Below are 18,066 nucleotides of genomic sequence, written 5' to 3'. Positions count from 1 at the left end.
ACGTGCAATGGACGCGGTGCGCAGCGTCAAATTTCGGCCGGCAACGCGTACGGCAGCGGCAACAGGCGCAGCGCGGGGCCGTCCGCGGCGCCGAGATGCACGCTGCCCGTTTCGAGTGCGGCAAGCTTGATCTCGGCGAGCAGATCGACGCCGCCCTCGGGCGCGGCGGCGGCGTTCACGACCATGCCGCACGGCTGGCTCGGGTCGTCCGAATGGAAAAGCTCGGCCCCCGCATGCGCGGCGTCCAGATTCGCGGCCACATTGGCGAGCGCGGTGCGGCGCTTGATCGTGCCGCGATACTGGCTGCGCGCGACGATTTCCTGGCCGGGGTAGCAGCCCTTGCGGAAGTTCACGCCGCCCAGCACGTCGTAGTTGACCATCTGTGGCACGAACTGCTCGCTCACGGCCTGCGTGATGCGCGGCTCGCCCGCGCGAATGTCGAGCCAGTCCCACACCGCCGGCGACACGCGCTCGACCAAACCCTCGAGCTTCGCGAGGCGCTCCTGCACCGCTTGCTTCGGGCCGACCCACAGGTAACGCAGCACGCCGGCCGCGTCGGGCACACGGATCAGCGTGCCTGCGGGGTCGTCCACCTTCACGTGCACGCCGTCGGGCAGCGCGTCGAACACGCTCGCGAGCGCGCCGCGCACGTCGCCAGCGAGCCCCACTACGAGCAGCTTGTCGCTGTCGTCGGTGAGCTTGGCCTTGGCCCGCAGCACGAACATCGACAGGCGTTTTTGCACCGGCGCCTGTACGTCCTTCGAGATCAGGAGACGGATCGTGTCGCCGGTCTTCCAGGTGAGGAACGAGGCGAGCAGACGGCCCTTGGGCGAGCAGTAGCCCGCGAGGCGCGCGCCGGCCACGTTGAGATGCTGGACGTCGTTGGTGAGCTGGCTGTGCAGGAAGGTCGCGGCGTCGTCGCCATTGGCGTCGATCACGCCGAACTGCGGCAGGATCGCGTAGGCGCCGCCTTTCAGAACGGCGTCGAAGTCGGCCGTGGATTCAGGAGCGGAAAGCGTGGAAGCGGGATCGAGCGGTGAGTTCATGGATTCGGGGAACAGTCAATCCTGACTTTAGCGAAGGCAAGCAGTTATTATATGAGGTCCCCCTGAGTCGTGTTTCCATGTCCCTTCTGAAGAAATGCCTTGTTGCCGGCGCCGCGCTAGTCGTGATTGGCGCCGCCGCGGCAGGCGGCGTGTGGCGCTGGGCCACCACGCCGCTCGAACTGGCCGCCCCACAGCTCGACGTCACCATCAAGCCGCACAGCACCGTGCGCAGTGTCACGCTGCAATTGCGGCGCGGCGGCGTGCCCGTGCAGACGCAACTTTTCGTGCTCATGACGCGCGTGCTCGGTTTGCAGAGCCAGCTCAAATCGGGCAACTACGAATTCAAGGCGGGCATCACGCCCTATGAGGTGCTGCAGAAAATGGCGCTCGGCGACGTGAACGAGTCCGTCGCCACCATCATCGAGGGCTGGACGTTCAAGCATATGCGCGCCGAACTCGACGCGAACCCAGCACTGCGCCACGACACGGCCGGCATGAGCGACGCCGAGCTGCTCGCCGCGATCGGCGCGCCGCCGGCGCCGAACGGCAGCGGCGAGGGGTTGTTTTTCCCCGACACCTATCTGTTCGACAAGGGCTCGAGCGATCTCGATGTCTATCGACGCGCGTATCACCTGATGCAGACGCGTCTGAACGAAGCATGGACCGCGCGCGCCCCCGGCTTGCCGCTCAAGTCGCCCTACGAGGCGTTGACGCTCGCGTCCCTCGTCGAAAAGGAGACGGGCCGCGCCGCCGACCGCGCGCTCGTGGCGGCCGTGTTTTCGAATCGCCTGAAAGTGGGCATGCCGCTGCAGACCGATCCCGCCGTGATCTACGGTCTGGGCGACAACTACGCGGGGCATTTGCGCAAGCGCGATCTGCAGTCGGACACTCTTTACAATACCTACCTGCGCCTTGGGTTGCCGCCAACGCCCATTGCGCTGCCCGGCGTCGCGGCGATCCAGGCGGCGCTCAATCCGGCATCGACGGCTGCGCTGTACTTCGTGGCGCGCGGCGACGGCAGCAGCGTCTTTTCTGACAATCTTGTCGACCACAACAAGGCCGTCGACAAATACATCCGGGGAAATTAAATGGCGCGGGGCCGATTCATCACGTTCGAGGGCATCGACGGCGCGGGCAAGACCACGCATCTCGCCTGGTTTTGCGATCAACTCGCCCAGAAACTCGCGCCGACGGGCCGTACGGTCGTCATGACGCGCGAACCCGGCGGCACGCCGCTGGGCGAGTCGATCCGGGAACTCGTGCTGCATCAGCCGATGGACCTCGAAACCGAGGCGCTCCTGATGTTCGCGGCGCGCCGCGAGCACCTCGCCAAGGTGATCGAGCCCGCGCTCGCGCGCGGCGACTGGGTCCTGTCCGACCGTTTCAGCGACGCCACCTTCGCCTACCAGGGCGGCGGCCGCGGGCTGCCGCGCGACAAGCTCGAAACACTGGAGCGCTGGGTGCAGGGCGGTTTCCAGCCGGACCTGACGGTGCTGTTCGATCTGCCGCCCGATACGGCGAGCGAGCGGCGCGGCGCGGCGCGCGAACCCGATCGCTTCGAAAGCGAGTCCGATGCGTTCTTCAAGCGCACGCGCACCGAATACCTGCGCCGCGCGGAAGAGGCGCCGTATCGTTTTGCGATCGTCGATTCGTCGCAGGGCATCGACGCGATTCGCAAAAAACTCGAGCAAGTGATCGCAGCGCTTTGATTTCAAGGCGATATTTGGCGCTCTTATAGGGCTGCGCGATCTTCATGTGAATTCTGCAGAAGACCGCTTAACAGATTGATTCAGAAGATGATCTATCCCTGGCAAACCGACGACTGGCAACGCCTGCAGCAACTGCGCAGCCACTGGCCGCACGCGCTCCTGCTGCATGGCCAGGCGGGCATCGGCAAGCTCCAGTTCGCGCAGCATCTCGCGAAGGGGCTGCTCTGCGAAGCGCCGCAGGCCAATGGCGAGCCATGCGGCGCCTGTGCGGCCTGCAACTGGTTCGTCCAAGGCAATCATCCGGATTACCGCATCGTCGTGCCCGAGGCATTGGCGGGCGAAATCGGCCAGGCCGGCGACGACGAGGCCAAAGCCGAAAAGGCCGACGGCGAAGAGGGCAAGAAGGGCCGCGCGCCGAGCAAGGAAATCCGCATCGAGCAAGTGCGGGCGCTGCTCGACTTCACGGGCGTGGGCTCGCATCGCGGCGGCCTGCGCGTGGTCGTCCTGTATCCGGCCGAGGCGCTCAACGTCGCCGCCGCGAACGCGCTGCTGAAGACGCTCGAAGAGCCGCCCGCGGGCGTGGTGTTCCTCGTGGTCTCGGCGCGCATCGACCGCCTGCTGCCGACCATCATCAGCCGCTGCCGCCAGTGGCCCATGGGCACGCCGGCGCCCCAAGCCGCTGCGGCCTGGCTCGCGCAGCAGGGCGTGGACGACGCGCCGGCGCTGCTCGCCGAAGCCGGCGGCGCGCCCCTCGCGGCGCTCGCGCTCGCGCACGACGAAAACCGCACGCTGCGCGACTGGACCCTGGCCCAGCTCGCGGCGGGCCCCGCCTGCGACGCCTTTGCGTGCGGCGAGACGCTGCAGAAGCTGCCGGTGCCGCTCGTGCTCGGCTGGCTGCAGCGCTGGGTCTACGACCTGCTCGCCGAACGCACAGCGGGGCGCCCGCGCTACTTTCCGCAGGCCGCCGGCGGCCTCGCGCGCTGCGCCGCGAAGCTCGACGCCGCGGCGCTGGCGCGCTACCTGAAGACGGTCACGCGCCAGCGCGCCGTGGAAAACCATCCGCTGAATGCGCGCCTCGTGTTCGAGGAACTCTTTCTCGGCTATCGTGAACTGTTCGCCTGACGGGCGCTGACGTACCCGATCAGGCCCGAATCTTCCATCGCAGGACCATCCATGTTTGTCGATTCGCATTGCCACATCAACTTCGAGGGCCTCGGCGACCGCCTCCCGCAGGTGCTCGAGAACATGCGCGCGAACGCCGTCACGCACGCGCTGTGCGTGTCGGTGGACCTCGAGACGCTGCCTTCGGTGCTCGACATCGCGAGCCGTTACGAGAACGTCTACGCGTCGGTCGGTGTGCATCCCGACCACGAGCACATGCGCGAGCCGACCGTGGCCGAGCTGGTCGAACTGGCTGCGCACCCGAAAGTGGTGGCGATCGGTGAAACGGGGCTCGATTACTATCGCCTGGGCGAGCGCACGATCGCCGACATGGAATGGCAGCGCGAGCGCTTTCGCACGCACATTCGCGCGGCGCACGCCACGGGCAAGCCGCTCATCGTCCATACGCGAGCCGCTTCGGACGACACCCTGCGCATCATGGAAGAGGAGCGCGCGGGCGAACCGGGTGGCGTAATGCATTGCTTCACGGAGCCGTGGGCGATTGCCGAGCGCGCACTCGCGCAGAATTTTTACATCTCGCTTTCGGGCATCGTGACGTTCAAGAGCGCGACCGATGTGCAGGAAGTGTCGCGCAGTGTGCCGATCGAGCGTCTTTTGATCGAAACCGATTCGCCGTACCTCGCGCCGGTGCCATTTCGTGGCAAACCCAATGAACCTGCGTACGTGAGCCATGTCGGAAGATTCATTGCGCAGCAACGCGGATTGCCGGACGCCGAACTTGGCGCTGTCACCACGCAGAACTTTTTCCGGCTCTTCAAGATCCAGCCGCAGGCCTGAATCGCGAACCGCGTGCTGTCAATGATTTTAAATATCAACGAGATAGCAGATAACGTTAAGGCTTGACATGAACTCGAAACCGCTTCCGCACGCCGCCAACCCTGTCCGCCGTACTGCCGCCGCGCTCGTGCTCGGCGTCGCCGCCACCCTGTTCGGCGCCGCGGCGCATGCCGCTCCGATCGACTCGCTCATCAAGAGCGTCAAGTTCGACGACGACAAGGGCGTGCAAAAGGCGCTCGCTCAAGGCATGGACCCGAATGCCACCGACGACCAGGGCATGCCGCTCCTCGTGCTGGCCGCGCGCGAGAAGTCCGACAAGGTCGGGGCCGTGCTGCTCGACAACCCGAAGACGAACATCGCCGCTGAAGACCGCGCAGGCGAAAACGCGCTGATGCTCGCCGCGCTCAACGGCGACGTGGACTTCGTGAAGCTCCTCATTACCAAGGGTGCCGAGGTCAACAAGAAGGGCTGGACGCCGCTGCACTACGCCGCCGCGAACGGCAACGACGACGTCGCGAAGCTCCTGATCGGCTATTCGGCCGACGTCAACGCGCTGTCGCCCAACGGCACGACGCCGCTCATGATGGCCGCACGCGGCGACCATCTCACGACGCTCCAGATGCTGCTCGAGCACGGCGCGACGCTTGGCGCGAAGAACCAGATCGGCATGACGGCGCTCGATTTCGCGCGCCAGTACAAGGCGCCGGATGCGATCAAGGACCTCACGGCGCGCATGACGCAGGCTGGCCTCTCCACGGCGAGCCCGGCAGCGCCGCAAAACAGTGCAAAATAATGGGGCTAAGACGGCCGCACTGCACCAACGCGGCCGCCCGGCGGCGCTCGATGCGCCGCTCCCCATGACAACTCAAGGAGAACCATGCTGCGGGTTCTGATCTGTGCGGGCGCGATGGCGTTGCCGCTCTCCGCTTTCGCATTCACGGCAAGCGACCTCAACCGGCTCTGCACGAAGACCGACGTGGCTTCGCGCAGTGCATGCGCTGCCTATATCGAAGGTGCCGCGGACGGCATCTTCAACACCATCGACGCCATCGGCGGCACTACCGGGCCGCGCGTGGGTCAATACTTCTGCCTGCCGCCCGATGCGCGCTCGGCGCAACTCACCGACGCGGTGCGCAAGTACATCGCCGACAACCCGAACGTGGCCGGCTACAACGCCAGTACTGCCATTTCGCTCGGGCTGGGCAAGGCGTTTCCCTGCAAGACCGGCAGCGGGAGTTGAAGCCGGCGGGTTCAAGTCGTAACCCGTAGTCCGTAGTTAGATATAGCTGCAAACACGGCGCGGCACCGACCGCCGCCGCGCCGTTCATCATCGAGGCCGCAGCGGGGCCAGCGTTCACCCTCGCCGAGGCCGTCCGCGGGCCTGCGCCCGTGCCGTTTCCAAGAGTCGCCCTTTGCTCAGGATGCTCAGGAGGAACTGGCCGCAGATGCCGACACTCGACGATCTCTCCCATTTCACCGACGCGCCGCTGCACGACTGGCTCGGCACGTTGCTCGTGAGCGCGCTCGCGCTCGTTTTCGCGTTCGGCCTGCACTGGGTCGGCGGCCGCGTCTTGCTGCGCATCGCGCGCCCGTATCCGCGGGTCAGCGTGTTCCTGCGCTATATCCGCAAACCGGCGCTCGTCGTGCTCGCGATCCTCGCGATCGAATTCGTCTGGTGGCAGGCGCCCGACACGCTCCGGCACATCAGCGGCCTGCGCGAGCTGTGCGCGTTCGCGCTGATCGCCGCGATCACCTGGCTTTCGGTGCGCTGCGCGGCGGCGATCGGCGAGGCCATCATCGCCGCCCATCCGCTCGACATCGCCGACAACCTCCAGGCCCGCCGCATCCACACCCAGGCCCGCGTGCTCGCGCGTACGGTGATGGTGCTGATCATCATCGTGGGCGTGGGCGCGGCGCTCATGACCTTCCCGAACGTGAGGCAGATCGGCGCGAGCCTGCTGGCTTCGGCCGGGGTTGCCGGTCTCGTCGCCGGTATCGCGGCACGCCCCGTGCTAGGGAATCTGATTGCCGGTTTGCAGATCGCGCTCTCGCAGCCGATCCGGCTCGACGACGTGGTCGTGATCCAGGGCGAGTGGGGGCGCATCGAGGAAATTACCGGCACCTATGTTTCGGTGCGGATCTGGGACCAGCGGCGGCTCATCGTGCCGCTGCAATGGTTCATCGAGAATCCGTTCGCGAACTGGACGCGCAGCAGCTCGCAGATCATCGGCACGGTGTTTCTGTGGCTCGACTACCGCATGCCGCTCGCGCCGCTGCGCGAGGCGCTCGCGCGCATCGTCGACGGTGCGCCCGAATGGGACCGCCGTGTGCAGGTTTTACAGGTCACCGACGCCAACGAGCGCGCGATGCAGGTGCGCGTGCTGGTGAGTTCGCGCGACTCCGGCCTGAACTTCGATTTGCGCTGCCGCGTGCGCGAAGGGCTGCTCGATTTCGTCAACGAGCACTATCCGCAGTTCCTGCCGCGTGCGCGCGCTGAAGTTTCGGCGGAGCTCGAAAGCAGCACCGGGGAACTGCCGTCCTTCGTGCGCCGCCCCGCGCGGCAGGCGGCGGCGAGCACGGCGGCCCATACGGAGGCGGATCCCGTGACGGGCACGCGCGTGCCGGGAGACGGCGAGGAGCTGGAGACGCACCGCCCGGCGCGGCCGGCATCCGAAGCGGCTAAGGGGGCTGAGGCAGCGCAAGCCACCGACGCCCGCGAGCCGGCGACCGAAAGCCGCCGCGATAATGGTTGATAACCGCTGTCAGCGGTCGAGAGGGAAAGGAGGAGGAACAGCAAGATGGGCAGACTGATAGTCGTCTCGAACCGCGTGGCGACGCCGACGGAGACCAAGGGCTCGGCAGGCGGCCTCGCGGTCGGCGTATTCGGCGCGCTGAAGGACGCGGGCGGCGTGTGGTTCGGCTGGAGCGGCGACGTGGTGAGCGAGACGGTGGCGAACGCGGGGCCGACGCTCGTCGAAGAAGGCCACGTCACCTTTGCGACCGTCGGCCTCACGCGCAAGGACTACGATCAGTACTACCGCGGATTCTCGAACGCCACGCTCTGGCCGGTGTTCCACTACCGCAACGACCTCGCGCGCTACGAGCGCGACGAATACGCGGGCTATCGCCGCGTGAACGCGTGGCTCGCGCACAAGCTCATGAAGCTGATCCACCCGGACGACAACATCTGGGTGCACGACTACCACCTGATTCCGTTCGCCGAGGCGCTGCGCTCGGAAGGCGTACGCAACCGCATCGGCTTCTTTTTGCATATTCCGTTTCCTTCGCCGCAGGTGCTGCAGACCATTCCGCCGCACGACGAACTCGTCAGGTCGCTGTGCTGTTACGACCTGCTGGGCTTCCAGACGCAGAACGACCAGCAGGCATTCCACGACTACATCGCGCGCGAGGCGCGCGGCAAGGTTCGCGAGCGCGCAGAGAATCCGGAGCACGGCGAGGTCGAGGCGTATGGCCGCAAGCTGCGCACGGGGGTCTACCGCATCGGCGTGTTTCCGGACGAGATCGCCGAGCAGGCCGCGCGCTACGAAAGCCGCCAGCACGTGCTCGACCTCAAGCAGAGTCTCGAAGGGCGCAAGCTCATCATGAGCGTGGACCGGCTCGACTATTCGAAGGGGCTCGTCGAGCGTTTCCATGCGTTCGAGCAGTTGCTGGAAACGTCGCCCGAATGGCGCGGCAAGGTCACGCTCGTGCAGATCGCGCCGCCCACACGCTCGGATGTCGCGAGCTACAAGGTGATACGCGAGGAACTGGAGCGGGAAGCCGGGCGCATCAACGGCCGCTACTCTGGCCTCGATTACACGCCGATCCGCTATCTGAGCCAGCAGTACGACCGCTGGAAACTGATGTCGCTCTTTCGCGAGTCGCAGATCGGCTATGTGACGCCGCTGCACGACGGCATGAATCTCGTCGCCAAGGAATACGTGGCCGCGCAGAATCCCGGCGATCCGGGCGTGCTCGTGCTGTCGATCTTCGCAGGCGCGGCGGCCGAACTCACGGGCGCATTGCTCGTGAATCCTCATGATGCGACCGGTATGTCGGAAGCGCTGGAACGCGCGCTCTCGATGCCGCTCGAAGAGCGCCAGGCGCGCTACCAGACCAACATGGAGGCGCTCAGACGCAACGACCTCGGCGTGTGGCGAGACACCTTCCTGCGCGACCTCGCGGCGGTGCCCCAGCCGCGCTGAACGATACGGGGCACAGGCGGTTCGCGCGCCGGCACGATTGCGTATGATGCGTGGCTGATCCACGCATCCGCAGTGCGACTGCCACGCCACCCCGCGCACCTTCATGCTGACTACGCTCGCCATCGCCAACTACCGCTCGCTGCGCGAGTTCATCGTGCCGCTCGGTGCGCTCAACGTCGTGACCGGTCCGAACGGCAGTGGCAAGTCGAATCTCTATCGCGCGTTGCGTCTGCTCGCGCTCACCGCCCGCGGCGGCGTGATCCCGTCGCTGGCGCGCGAGGGCGGCCTGCAATCCACGCTGTGGGCGGGCCCCGAGCGCTTCTCGCGCGCCGTCACCGCTGGGGAATACGCGGTGCAGGGCACGGTGCGCAAGGATGCGGTGAGCCTGCGCCTGGGCTTCGCGGGCGACGCCTTCGGTTACGCGATCGATCTGGGATTGCCGCTGCCTTCGTCCACTTCGCAGTTTTCGCTCGACCCGGTGATCAAGCGCGAATGCATCTGGAGCGGGCCGATCCTGCGGCCCTCGGCGTTGCTCGTGGATCGCCAGGGGCCGATGATCCGCATCCGCGACGCCGCGGGCGAATGGACGACGCTCGCGCAGCCCGTGGCGAGCTTCGACAGCATGATGACCGAGTACGCCGACCCGCGCAGCGCACCCGAAATGATCGCCGTGCGCGAGCAGATTCGCTCGTGGCGTTTCTACGACCACTTCCGCACCGACGAGCACGCGAGCGCGCGCCAGGTGCAGATCGGCACGCATTCGCCGGTGCTCGCCGACGACGGCGCCAACCTCGCCGCCGCGCTGCAGACGATCCGCGAGATCGGCGACGGCGAGGCGCTCGATACCGCCATCGGCGACGCCTTTCCGGGCGCGCGCGTCGAAGTCGTGAATCACGAAGGGCGCTTCGAGGTAGCGCTGCGCCAGGAGGGGCTATTGCGGTCGCTGCGTGGCGCGGAGCTCTCGGACGGCACCTTGCGCTATCTGCTGCTCGCGGCGGCGCTGCTGAGCCCGCGGCCGCCGGGCCTGCTGGTGCTCGACGAGCCCGAGACGAGCCTGCATCCGGACCTACTGCCGTCGCTCGCGCGGCTCATCGCGCGGGCGTCGCGGCACTCGCAGATCATCGTCGTCTCGCACGCGGCGCGGCTCGTGGCGGCGCTGGAGCGCGAGGCCGGCAGCCAGTCGGTCGTGCTCGAACGGCGCCTCGGCGCAACCGGGTTCGCCGACCCCGACACGCTCGACGTGCCGGCCTGGAAATGGCCCGCCAGATAGGCCGGTAGGGCAAACGCAGGGGTTGTTTCGGCTTGTAACACCGTATAGAAATTGAAAGACTGGCGGCGCGCGAGCCCGGCTTGCCGAATAATGGGATAACTGCTGCGTCGCCGATGGCCGCCCGGACCTGGCTTAGAATGACCGGCACCGCAAGAACGGGCAACGCGGCCCCGTTTCCTGGAGACACACGATGAGAATTGCGCAGATCGCCCCGCTGACCGAATCGGTCCCGCCGAAGCTCTATGGCGGCACCGAGCGCGCCGTGTCGTATATCACTGAAGCGCTGGTCGAACTCGGGCACGACGTCACGCTGTTCGCGAGCGGCGATTCGCTCACGAGCGCGAAGCTCGAGCCCGTGTGGCCACGAGCGCTGCGGCTCGACCCCGGCATCCGCGACCGTATCGCACCGCACATGCTCCTCATGGAAATGGTGCGCCGCCAGGCCGACCAGTTCGACGTGTTGCATTTCCATATGGACTACTACTCGTTTTCGGTGTTCAAGCGCCAGGAAACGCCGTTCGTGACGACGCTGCACGGCCGTCTCGACCTGCCCGAGCAGCAGCCGGTCTTCGATACGTTCAACACCGCGCCCGTCATCTCGATCTCCAATGCACAGCGCCAGCCGATGCCGCAAGCGCGCTGGCTGCGCACGGTTTACCACGGCCTGCCCGAGACGCTCTACACGCCGCAGCCTGTGGAGCAGCGCTATCTTGCGTTTCTCGGCCGTATTTCGCCGGAAAAACGCGTCGACACGGCGATACGCATTGCCGGGCGCTGCGGGCTGCTCATCCGGATCGCCGCGAAGGTCGACGAAGCCGACCGCGAGTATTTCGAGCGCGACATCAAGCCGTTGCTAGCGCTGCCGCACGTCGAGTACGTGGGCGAGATCAACGACAGCCAGAAGGCCGAATTCCTCTCCGGCGCCCATGCGCTGCTGTTCCCGATCGACTGGCCGGAGCCGTTTGGCCTCGTGATGATCGAGGCGATGGCGTGCGGCACGCCCGTGATCGCGTTCAATCGCGGCGCCGTACCGGAGGTGGTGGAAGAGGGCGTGACGGGCTTTATCGTCGAGGACGAGATCGGCGCCGTGGCGGCGGTGAACCGCATCGCGCGCGTTCCGCGCGCCGGCGTGCGGCGCCGCTTCGAAGAGCGTTTCACCTCGCACCGCATGGCGCAGGAGTACGTGCAGGCGTACGAGGCGGTGATTCGCGCGAACAAGCGTTCGCGCTTCAAGGTGATCGATACGTCCGCGAGCTGAGCGCACGGACGTTCGCGGGGCGCCTAGAGCTCGAGTTTCGTGATCTTCGTGCCGCCGAGCGAGAGGTCGCCGATCAGCCCGCTGTTGGTGAGCACGAAGACCTGCACGGGCTGGGTGGCCGTGGTGGTGTCGATCGAGCCGTTCGCGCCGACCTTCACGAGCGCGACCGACGCGTCGCCGCCTGCCGACCAGCCGCTCGAATTGCGGAATTTCGCCAGCGCGTCTTCCGTCATGAAGAGATAGATGACGGACTTCGACTGCACGCCGAGCGTTGCGCCAACCGACGCCGACGACGTGCTGTAAAAGCCAACCGTGCTGCCCCCCACGCGCAGCGCGCCGTCGCCGTGTTCGCCGCCGACGCCGATGCCCGCCTGGATCACGCGCGGGAACACCAGAATGCCGCGAGCCTTGCCGACCAGTTCGCGCGAGCCCGGCACCGTCTGATAGAGGCGCGACAGGGTGGCGTCGACGTCGGAGTTGATCGAGTCTGCGCGCGACGCATTGGTCGCGGGGCTGGGGGCCTGGCTGCCGGTGGTGGTGCAGCCCGAGAGTGTCGCGACGCCGACGGCGATTGCGACAGAAGCCTTCAAAAGCATGCGAGATGCGTTCATCTTGTTCTCCGTTCTAGTTGCCGGGCGCCGCGATGTCACGGCGTCCCGTCGTTATACCCGAACGTCCCGACCCGCTCTTTGAGGCTGCGCAGCACACCGCTGTGCGCTGGGGCATGCACGAAACGCGCTAGCGCTCCGGCACGGGCTTGGCCGTGGGCCGACGCAAGGCGCGCTTCACCCCGCCGATGAGCACGCCGATCGCGAGCAGCACCGCAGCGGGCACGACCCAGTAGCCGACGAACGCGTGCCACAGGTAGCCTGCGAGCGTCGTGCGCCGCACGGCGTATTCGTCGCGCGCTTCCTGCTGCCGCTGTGCGTTCGCCGCGAGCACCGCGGCGGGGCAGCCGGCTGCACGCGCGGTTTCGGGCGTGCCGTGGCAGCGCAGCGGGGCGCCGGCGTCGCGCTCGGCGTCGGTGAAGGTCCAGGAGGTCAGCGCGCGCTGCAGATCCGCGCGGTTATACGCCATCTCGTCCTGAACCTCGCGCACCGCGACGATCATCACCGGCACGAGCCAGAAGGTGATCACCATGAGCCAGCGGCGAAACCAGCGGTTCTTGTGTCTCCATGCCATCTGCGCCTCCGTTCGATGCCATTGGCATCAACGTCAACGCGGCAGCCCGATGGCTAATGTGTGATTTCGCGGGGAGGGGCCGCCGCTGCAGCCATCATAGGAGAAAAACGGCACGTCCGAATGCGGGTGATGACGCAAATCCGCGCAAACCTGCGCGATTTCGCATCCGTCGACGATGATTCGCACAACCGAGGACACGGGCGCTGCAACGCACAAAAACAGCGCATAAAAAAACGCGCCGCAGCAAAGGCTGCGGCGCGCGGATCCTGCGAGTGCAAGCGGGTGCGGGAGCGTTCCCGAACCCGCTTCGTTCAGCTCTTCGTCGAGAGGCAGGTCTTCATGAATGCCTTGCGGTCGTCGCCCTTCTTGTCGCCGGCCTGGGCGTTGCACGCCTTCATGCGCTCTTGCTGGGTCATCGTCGGAGCCGGAGCGCCGGCAGTCGAAAGGCACTGCTTCATGAATGCCTTGCGGTCGTCGCCTTTCTTGTCGCCGGCCTGGGCGTTGCATGCCTTCATCTTGTTCTGCTGGCTGTTCGCCGCCGGCGCGGAAGCGGGTGCGGCGGTCTGTGCGAACGCCGGCGCGGCCAGCACGCCGCCCAGCACGATTGCAGCAATGACGGATTGGATCTTCATCGTTCACTCCCTTGACTTTGGACGTTCTCAGTTGACGTGCGGCCAGCCATAAAGGCCGGTGCGCCTCGCGCGCGCCGCCATTATGGCAAAGCTGCCATTAAAACGACGTAGCGATGTGTTCGGTTGACGCGCGCGCTGCTGCACAATGTTCGCTATCGGCCGTCGACCCAGTCCGGCGTGGCCGCAACGACACGGAGAACGCGCATGCATTACCTCTTGATGTACGAACTCGCAGACGACTACCTCGAACGCCGCCCCGAACACCGCAGCGCGCATCTGAAGCTGGCATGGGCGGCTGTCGAACGCGGCGAGTTGCTCCTGGCGGGTGCGGTTGCCGATCCCGTCGACAACGCGCTGCTGCTTTTCCAGGGCGACAGTCCGGCCGCGGCCGAAGCGTTCGCGCGCGCCGACCCGTACGTGCTTTCGGGGCTCGTGAAGCATTGGCGCGTGCGGCCCTGGCAAACGGTGGTGGGCGAAGCGGCGTCGAATCCGGTGAAATAAGGCGCAAGTGCAGCGGCGGCGCAACCGGCGCGGCTTAGCTCTGCGCGTCGCCGCGCGCGTCGTTCGCCGCAGCTTGAGCCAACAGCTCGCGCACGGTGTCGTCGCTGACCTGATCGAAGTCGAGATAGAACTGGCCGACGCTGTAGAACGCCTCGGGCATGCGCGCACAGACGAATTCGTCCACCGTCTTGCCGAGCCGGTCCCGCGAGCCCGAGGGCGCGACCGGCAGCGCTGCGACGATGCGCGCGGGGCCAAGCGTGGCGAGCGCGAGCGCCGCTGCCTTGAGCGACGCGCCCGTGGCCATGCCGTCGTCGACGATGACCGCCACACGGCCCGCCACCGCAAGCGGAGCACGCTCGCCGCGATAGCGCGCCTCGCGCCGGCCAAGCTCGATGCGTGCGAGCGCCATGGCGCTCTGCAACTGGGCCTCGCTCACGCCGGCGCTGCGTACGAGCGCACTGTCCACGTACTGCGCGCCGTTCGACGACAGCGCGCCCATGGCGAGTTCCGGCTGCCAGGGCAGGCCGAGCTTGCACACGGGCAAGACATCGAGCGGCACCTGCAGCGCCTTCGCGACTTCATAGGCTACGGGCACGCCGCCGCGCGGGAGCGCGAGCACGATGACGTCGCGTCTGCCCGCGTAGGCCGAGAGCGGGCCGGCGAGCGAACGGCCCGCCTCGCGGCGATCGGTAAAGGGGCGTTCCATGAAGAGGTCCTCCCATCTCGTTGCAGGCAGAGGGGCCAAGGGCCGCGCAACGATGCGTCCAGTTTGCCACTCGCGGCCACACGCTGCTGGTAAAAAAGGCACCCCGCCGGCTTCCACGAAGCGGCGCGCAATGCGAGCGGTCGGGCATGCCACTGCCCGCGCGATCCATTGCGGGGCGGCGCTCATTTGCATACGCGGATTTCTCGTTTGGCGCGGGCGTGCCGCCTCGCTACGATGAAGTCGATCCCGCCACCGACGAGGTCTCGCCATGTCCGAATCCGCCTCCTTCAAGCCGCGCGTCGTCGAACCGGTCGTGCCCGATGCCCCCGACGGCCTCGGGCTCGCCGTCGAGCTGTGGCTCGCGCGCCCGGTCGACGGCATCGCGGGCCGGGCGCTGCGGATTCACCTGCGCCACGGCGCGCGCATGGAGCAGGCCGAAACGCTGCGCGATCTGCTCCATGCCGTCGGCACCGCTATCGTGGTGTCCTGACGGCCCTCCCGCCGCTCAATCGAGCGGAATGGCAAAGAGCGCGTCGAGCAGATTCGACGAGGTCGTGTCGGCGAGGCGCGTAAGCGATTCGACCATGCGAACCTGGCAGTCCACGAGCGGCAGCATGCGAATGCGCCGCGACTCGCCAAATTCCGCATGCGCGATCACGCCCACGCCCACGCCCTGCGCAATGGCCGTTTGCAAGGCCTCGCGGCCATCCACGTAGAGCACGGGCTGGACCTGCAGTCCTTTGCGCACGAGTTCGGCTTCGAGCAACTGCTGCGTGACCGAATGCGTTTCGCGAAACACCATGGGCTCGCGCACGAGTTCCTCGTACGTCATGCGGCGCTTTTTCGCGGCGGGGCTTTCGGCGGGCACGACCGCGACCAGCGGTTCCTCGCGCAGCACGCGGGCCTGCAGCCGGCTGTGAACCTGACGCGCGGCCGTGATCGCGGCGTCGGCTTCGCTCGCGAGGACGCGGCGCATGCATTCCGTCGCGTTCGCGATCGAGAGCTTGATCACCACCCCCGGATAGCGCCGCCTGAACGCGCCGATCAGCTTGATGGCGAGGTCGGGCGCGTCGGCGGCGAGGGCGAGTTCGCCCGATTCGAGCGCGCCTGCCGCTTCGAGAAGCCGCCGCGCGTCGCGCTCACACCCCACCATCTGACGCGTCACCGCGAAGAGTCGTCGCCCGAGTTCGGTGAGTTCCACACCGCGAGGGCCGCGTTCGAAGAGTTTGACCCCGAAATCCTGTTCGAGCCGCCGCACATGGTCCGATACGGCCGGCTGCGTGAGCGAGAGCGCCTGCGCGGCGCGTGAGAACCCACCGTGTTCGGCGACCGCGTGAAAAGCCCGCAATTGCGCGTATTGCATGTCGAAGCACTCCGGCGACAGGAGAAAAACTGGGGATAAGTTCAACTTATATCGACATCGATTATATCGATTTTACCGATGGACGGCGCTGCGCTAACGTGTCGGGATCGACTGTCCCGACGCCCACTGGAGCCCGCATGACCACCCCCGCCGAGCCGTATCTCCTGACCCCCGGACCGCTTACGACCGCAGCCTCGACCAAGGCCGCGATGCAGCGCGACTGGGGCTCGTGGGACGCCGACTTCCGAGCCATGACCGCGCAATTGCGCGCCGCGCTGCTGCAGATCGCGGGCGACGAGCAGGGTGAATACGACTGCGTGCCGTTGCAGGGCAGCGGCAGTTATTGCGTCGAGGCGATGCTCGGCAGTTTCGTGCCGCGCAATGGCCACGCGCTCGTGCTCGCCAACGGCGCGTATGGCAAGCGCATCGCCACGACGCTGCGCTACCTGGGTCGCGAGCACACCGTGCACGACACCGGCGACTACCTGCCGCCGCGCGCCAAAGACGTCGAACAGCTGCTGATCGCGAACCCGGACATCACGCATGTCGTCGTCGTCCACTGCGAGACCAGCTCGGGCATTCTGAACCCGATCGAGGAGATCGCGGCCGTGACGGCCCGCCAGGGGCGGCGCCTCCTGGTCGACTCGATGAGCGCGTTCGGCGCGGTGCCGCTCGACGTGCGCACGCTGCCTTGCGACGCGTTCGTCTCCTCGGCCAACAAGTGCATCGAGGGCGTGCCGGGCTTCGGCTTCGTGATCGCAAAGAAGGAAGTCCTGAACAACGCAAAGGGCGTGAGCCACTCGCTCGCGCTCGATATCTACGACCAGTGGGACGTCATGAACCGCACCGGCCAGTGGCGCTTCACGCCGCCCACGCACGCGGTGGCCGCGTTCATCGAGGCGCTGCGTCTGCACGCGCTCGAAGGTGGTCAGCCGGGGCGCCTTGCACGCTATGCGCGCAATCGCGACGTGCTCGTCGAGGGCATGCGCGAGCTCGGTTTCGAGCCGCTGCTGACCGAAGCCTGGCGCTCGCCCATCATCGTCACGTTCTTTTCGCCGGCCGATCCCGCATTCGACTTCGCGCGCTTCTACGAACTGATGAAGGCGCAGGGTTTCATCATCTATCCGGGCAAGCTGACGAGCGTGGAGAGCTTTCGCGTCGGCTGCATCGGCGCACTCGACGAGACCGTCATGCGCCGCGTCGTGGCCGCGTGCGGCGAAGCGCTGCGCACGCTCGGCGTGGCAAGCGCTGCGCCCGCGCCGGTCGACCTCGGCGCACGCGAAGCGCTCGCCGCGTAATACGCACAGATCGTCAAGACTCCACATCATCGATTTCTTAGCAGGACGCATGAAATGAAACACGTCAAGGCAGTAATTTTCGACTGGGCGGGCACCGTGGTCGACTACGGTTCGCGCGCGCCGATGGGCGCATTCGTCGAGACCTTCGAGCAGTTCGGCGTGCCGATCACGATCGACGAGGCGCGCGGGCCGATGGGCATGGCCAAGCGTCCGCACATCGCGGCGCTGATGGCGCTGCCGCGCGTCGCGGCGGCGTGGGAAGCGCACTACGGCCACGCGCCTGGCGAAGCCGATATCGACGCCGTGTACGACGTCTTCGTGCCGAAGAACGTCGCCGTGGCCGCGCAGTACAGCGACGTGATTCCGGGTGTAGCGGCCGTGACCGCCGCGCTGCGTGCCGACGGCGTACGCATCGGCTCGACCACGGGCTACACGCGCGAAATCATCGACCAGATCGTGCCGGGCGCGAAGGCTCAGGGTTTCGATCCGGACAGCATCGTTTGCACGGGCGACACGCCCGAGGGCCGGCCTTCGCCATACATGATCTACCGCACGCTGCCGCAGCTCGGCGTGTGGCTCGCGCGCGACGCGATCAAGGTGGACGACACCGAAGTCGGCATCGAGGAGGGCATCAACGGCGGGACGTGGGCGGTGGGTGTCGCGGTGAGCGGCAACGCGTTCGGCCTGACCGAGGAAGAAGTTCGCGCGCTCGCGCCCGAAGAATTCGCGCGCCGCCGCGCCGCGGCCGCGGAACGCCTGCGTGCGGCGGGCGCGCACTACGTGATCGACAGCGTCGCCGATCTGCTGCCCGTGGTGGACGAGATCGAAGCGCGGCTGGCCCGCGGCGAGCGGCCCTGAGGCGACCCGAAGGGAACAGAGCGGTACGTTGCGAAGAACGCGCAGGCGGCCTCGCCGCCTGCGTTACCATGGGCGCCCC

At 67.0% G+C, this 18,066-nt stretch carries 20 protein-coding genes; 14 read left to right on the top strand and 6 right to left on the bottom strand.

Annotated features, from left to right (window positions below; translation table 11 throughout):
- Positions 1-26: 26 nt before the first annotated feature.
- Positions 27-1,046 carry a CAF17-like 4Fe-4S cluster assembly/insertion protein YgfZ gene (ygfZ, locus tag BFD71_RS30720; RefSeq protein WP_069268076.1) on the bottom strand — a complete coding sequence of 340 codons (1,020 nt, stop codon included), beginning with the start codon at positions 1,044-1,046 and terminating at the stop codon, positions 27-29.
- Between the two features lie 77 nt (positions 1,047-1,123).
- Here ygfZ and mltG point away from each other — a divergent pair, with 77 nt between their 5' ends.
- From mltG to BFD71_RS30670, 10 genes are all read left to right on the top strand, one after another.
- On the top strand, positions 1,124-2,134 hold the full coding sequence (gene mltG, locus BFD71_RS30715) for an endolytic transglycosylase MltG (protein ID WP_069268075.1): 1,011 nt from the start codon (positions 1,124-1,126) through the stop codon (positions 2,132-2,134).
- Positions 2,135-2,755, top strand: a complete 621-nt coding sequence (gene tmk, locus BFD71_RS30710) for a dTMP kinase (protein WP_069268074.1) — start codon at positions 2,135-2,137, stop codon at positions 2,753-2,755.
- An 87-nt stretch (positions 2,756-2,842) separates the two neighbouring features.
- Positions 2,843-3,877, top strand: a complete 1,035-nt coding sequence (locus BFD71_RS30705; protein ID WP_069268073.1) for a DNA polymerase III subunit delta' — start codon at positions 2,843-2,845, stop codon at positions 3,875-3,877.
- A 51-nt stretch (positions 3,878-3,928) separates the two neighbouring features.
- Positions 3,929-4,714, top strand: coding sequence for a TatD family hydrolase (locus BFD71_RS30700; protein WP_069268072.1), 786 nt, complete (start codon positions 3,929-3,931; stop codon positions 4,712-4,714).
- 67 nt (positions 4,715-4,781) lie between these two features.
- A complete protein-coding gene (locus BFD71_RS30695) occupies positions 4,782-5,507 on the top strand; it encodes an ankyrin repeat domain-containing protein (protein ID WP_069268071.1) in 726 nt (241 codons plus the stop codon).
- Positions 5,508-5,591: 84 nt separating this feature from the next.
- Complete coding sequence (locus tag BFD71_RS30690) at positions 5,592-5,954, top strand: Rap1a/Tai family immunity protein (RefSeq protein WP_069268070.1); 363 nt, start codon at positions 5,592-5,594, stop codon at positions 5,952-5,954.
- A 205-nt stretch (positions 5,955-6,159) separates the two neighbouring features.
- Positions 6,160-7,467 (top strand): mechanosensitive ion channel family protein, encoded by a 1,308-nt coding sequence (locus BFD71_RS30685; protein WP_083245559.1) that lies wholly within the window; start codon positions 6,160-6,162, stop codon positions 7,465-7,467.
- 45 nt (positions 7,468-7,512) lie between these two features.
- Positions 7,513-8,919, top strand: a complete 1,407-nt coding sequence (gene otsA / locus BFD71_RS30680; protein ID WP_069268069.1) for an alpha,alpha-trehalose-phosphate synthase (UDP-forming) — start codon at positions 7,513-7,515, stop codon at positions 8,917-8,919.
- Positions 8,920-9,022: 103 nt separating this feature from the next.
- Complete coding sequence (locus BFD71_RS30675) at positions 9,023-10,189, top strand: AAA family ATPase (protein WP_069268068.1); 1,167 nt, start codon at positions 9,023-9,025, stop codon at positions 10,187-10,189.
- A gap of 190 nt (positions 10,190-10,379) precedes the next feature.
- Complete coding sequence (locus tag BFD71_RS30670; RefSeq protein WP_069268067.1) at positions 10,380-11,447, top strand: glycosyltransferase family 4 protein; 1,068 nt, start codon at positions 10,380-10,382, stop codon at positions 11,445-11,447.
- A 23-nt stretch (positions 11,448-11,470) separates the two neighbouring features.
- On the opposite strand, the gene BFD71_RS30665 is transcribed toward BFD71_RS30670, so the two are convergent.
- The 3 genes from BFD71_RS30665 to BFD71_RS30655 all read right to left on the bottom strand — a co-directional run bounded on the left by BFD71_RS30665 (position 11,471) and on the right by BFD71_RS30655 (position 13,261).
- On the bottom strand, positions 11,471-12,058 hold the full coding sequence (locus tag BFD71_RS30665; protein WP_069268066.1) for a BPSL1445 family SYLF domain-containing lipoprotein: 588 nt from the start codon (positions 12,056-12,058) through the stop codon (positions 11,471-11,473).
- 127 nt (positions 12,059-12,185) lie between these two features.
- Positions 12,186-12,629, bottom strand: coding sequence for a hypothetical protein (locus BFD71_RS30660; protein WP_069268065.1), 444 nt, complete (start codon positions 12,627-12,629; stop codon positions 12,186-12,188).
- A 311-nt stretch (positions 12,630-12,940) separates the two neighbouring features.
- Positions 12,941-13,261: a PsiF family protein gene (locus BFD71_RS30655; RefSeq protein ID WP_069268064.1), complete on the bottom strand. Its 321-nt coding sequence runs from the start codon at positions 13,259-13,261 to the stop codon at positions 12,941-12,943.
- 204 nt (positions 13,262-13,465) lie between these two features.
- Here BFD71_RS30655 and BFD71_RS30650 point away from each other — a divergent pair, with 204 nt between their 5' ends.
- Entirely contained in the window at positions 13,466-13,762 is a 297-nt protein-coding gene (locus tag BFD71_RS30650; protein WP_069268063.1) for a YciI-like protein, read from the top strand.
- A gap of 34 nt (positions 13,763-13,796) precedes the next feature.
- On the opposite strand, the gene BFD71_RS30645 is transcribed toward BFD71_RS30650, so the two are convergent.
- Positions 13,797-14,468, bottom strand: coding sequence for a phosphoribosyltransferase (locus BFD71_RS30645; RefSeq protein ID WP_069268062.1), 672 nt, complete (start codon positions 14,466-14,468; stop codon positions 13,797-13,799).
- Positions 14,469-14,736: 268 nt separating this feature from the next.
- Between BFD71_RS30645 and BFD71_RS30640 the strand changes: the two genes are divergently transcribed.
- Positions 14,737-14,958, top strand: a complete 222-nt coding sequence (locus BFD71_RS30640; RefSeq protein WP_069268061.1) for a hypothetical protein — start codon at positions 14,737-14,739, stop codon at positions 14,956-14,958.
- 15 nt (positions 14,959-14,973) lie between these two features.
- Here BFD71_RS30640 and BFD71_RS30635 read toward each other — a convergent pair whose 3' ends face one another.
- Positions 14,974-15,831, bottom strand: coding sequence for a LysR substrate-binding domain-containing protein (locus tag BFD71_RS30635; RefSeq protein WP_069268060.1), 858 nt, complete (start codon positions 15,829-15,831; stop codon positions 14,974-14,976).
- Between the two features lie 137 nt (positions 15,832-15,968).
- Between BFD71_RS30635 and BFD71_RS30630 the strand changes: the two genes are divergently transcribed.
- Together BFD71_RS30630 and phnX are read left to right on the top strand one after the other, a co-directional pair.
- Complete coding sequence (locus tag BFD71_RS30630; protein WP_083245558.1) at positions 15,969-17,129, top strand: 2-aminoethylphosphonate--pyruvate transaminase; 1,161 nt, start codon at positions 15,969-15,971, stop codon at positions 17,127-17,129.
- 54 nt (positions 17,130-17,183) lie between these two features.
- On the top strand, positions 17,184-17,987 hold the full coding sequence (gene phnX / locus BFD71_RS30625; protein ID WP_069268058.1) for a phosphonoacetaldehyde hydrolase: 804 nt from the start codon (positions 17,184-17,186) through the stop codon (positions 17,985-17,987).
- The last annotated feature ends 79 nt before the right edge of the window (positions 17,988-18,066 follow it).

Origin of the sequence: Paraburkholderia nodosa, assembly GCF_001718195.1 — a bacterium.
Lineage (GTDB): Bacteria > Pseudomonadota > Gammaproteobacteria > Burkholderiales > Burkholderiaceae > Paraburkholderia > Paraburkholderia nodosa_A.
This window is presented reverse-complemented; position numbering and strand designations above follow the sequence as displayed.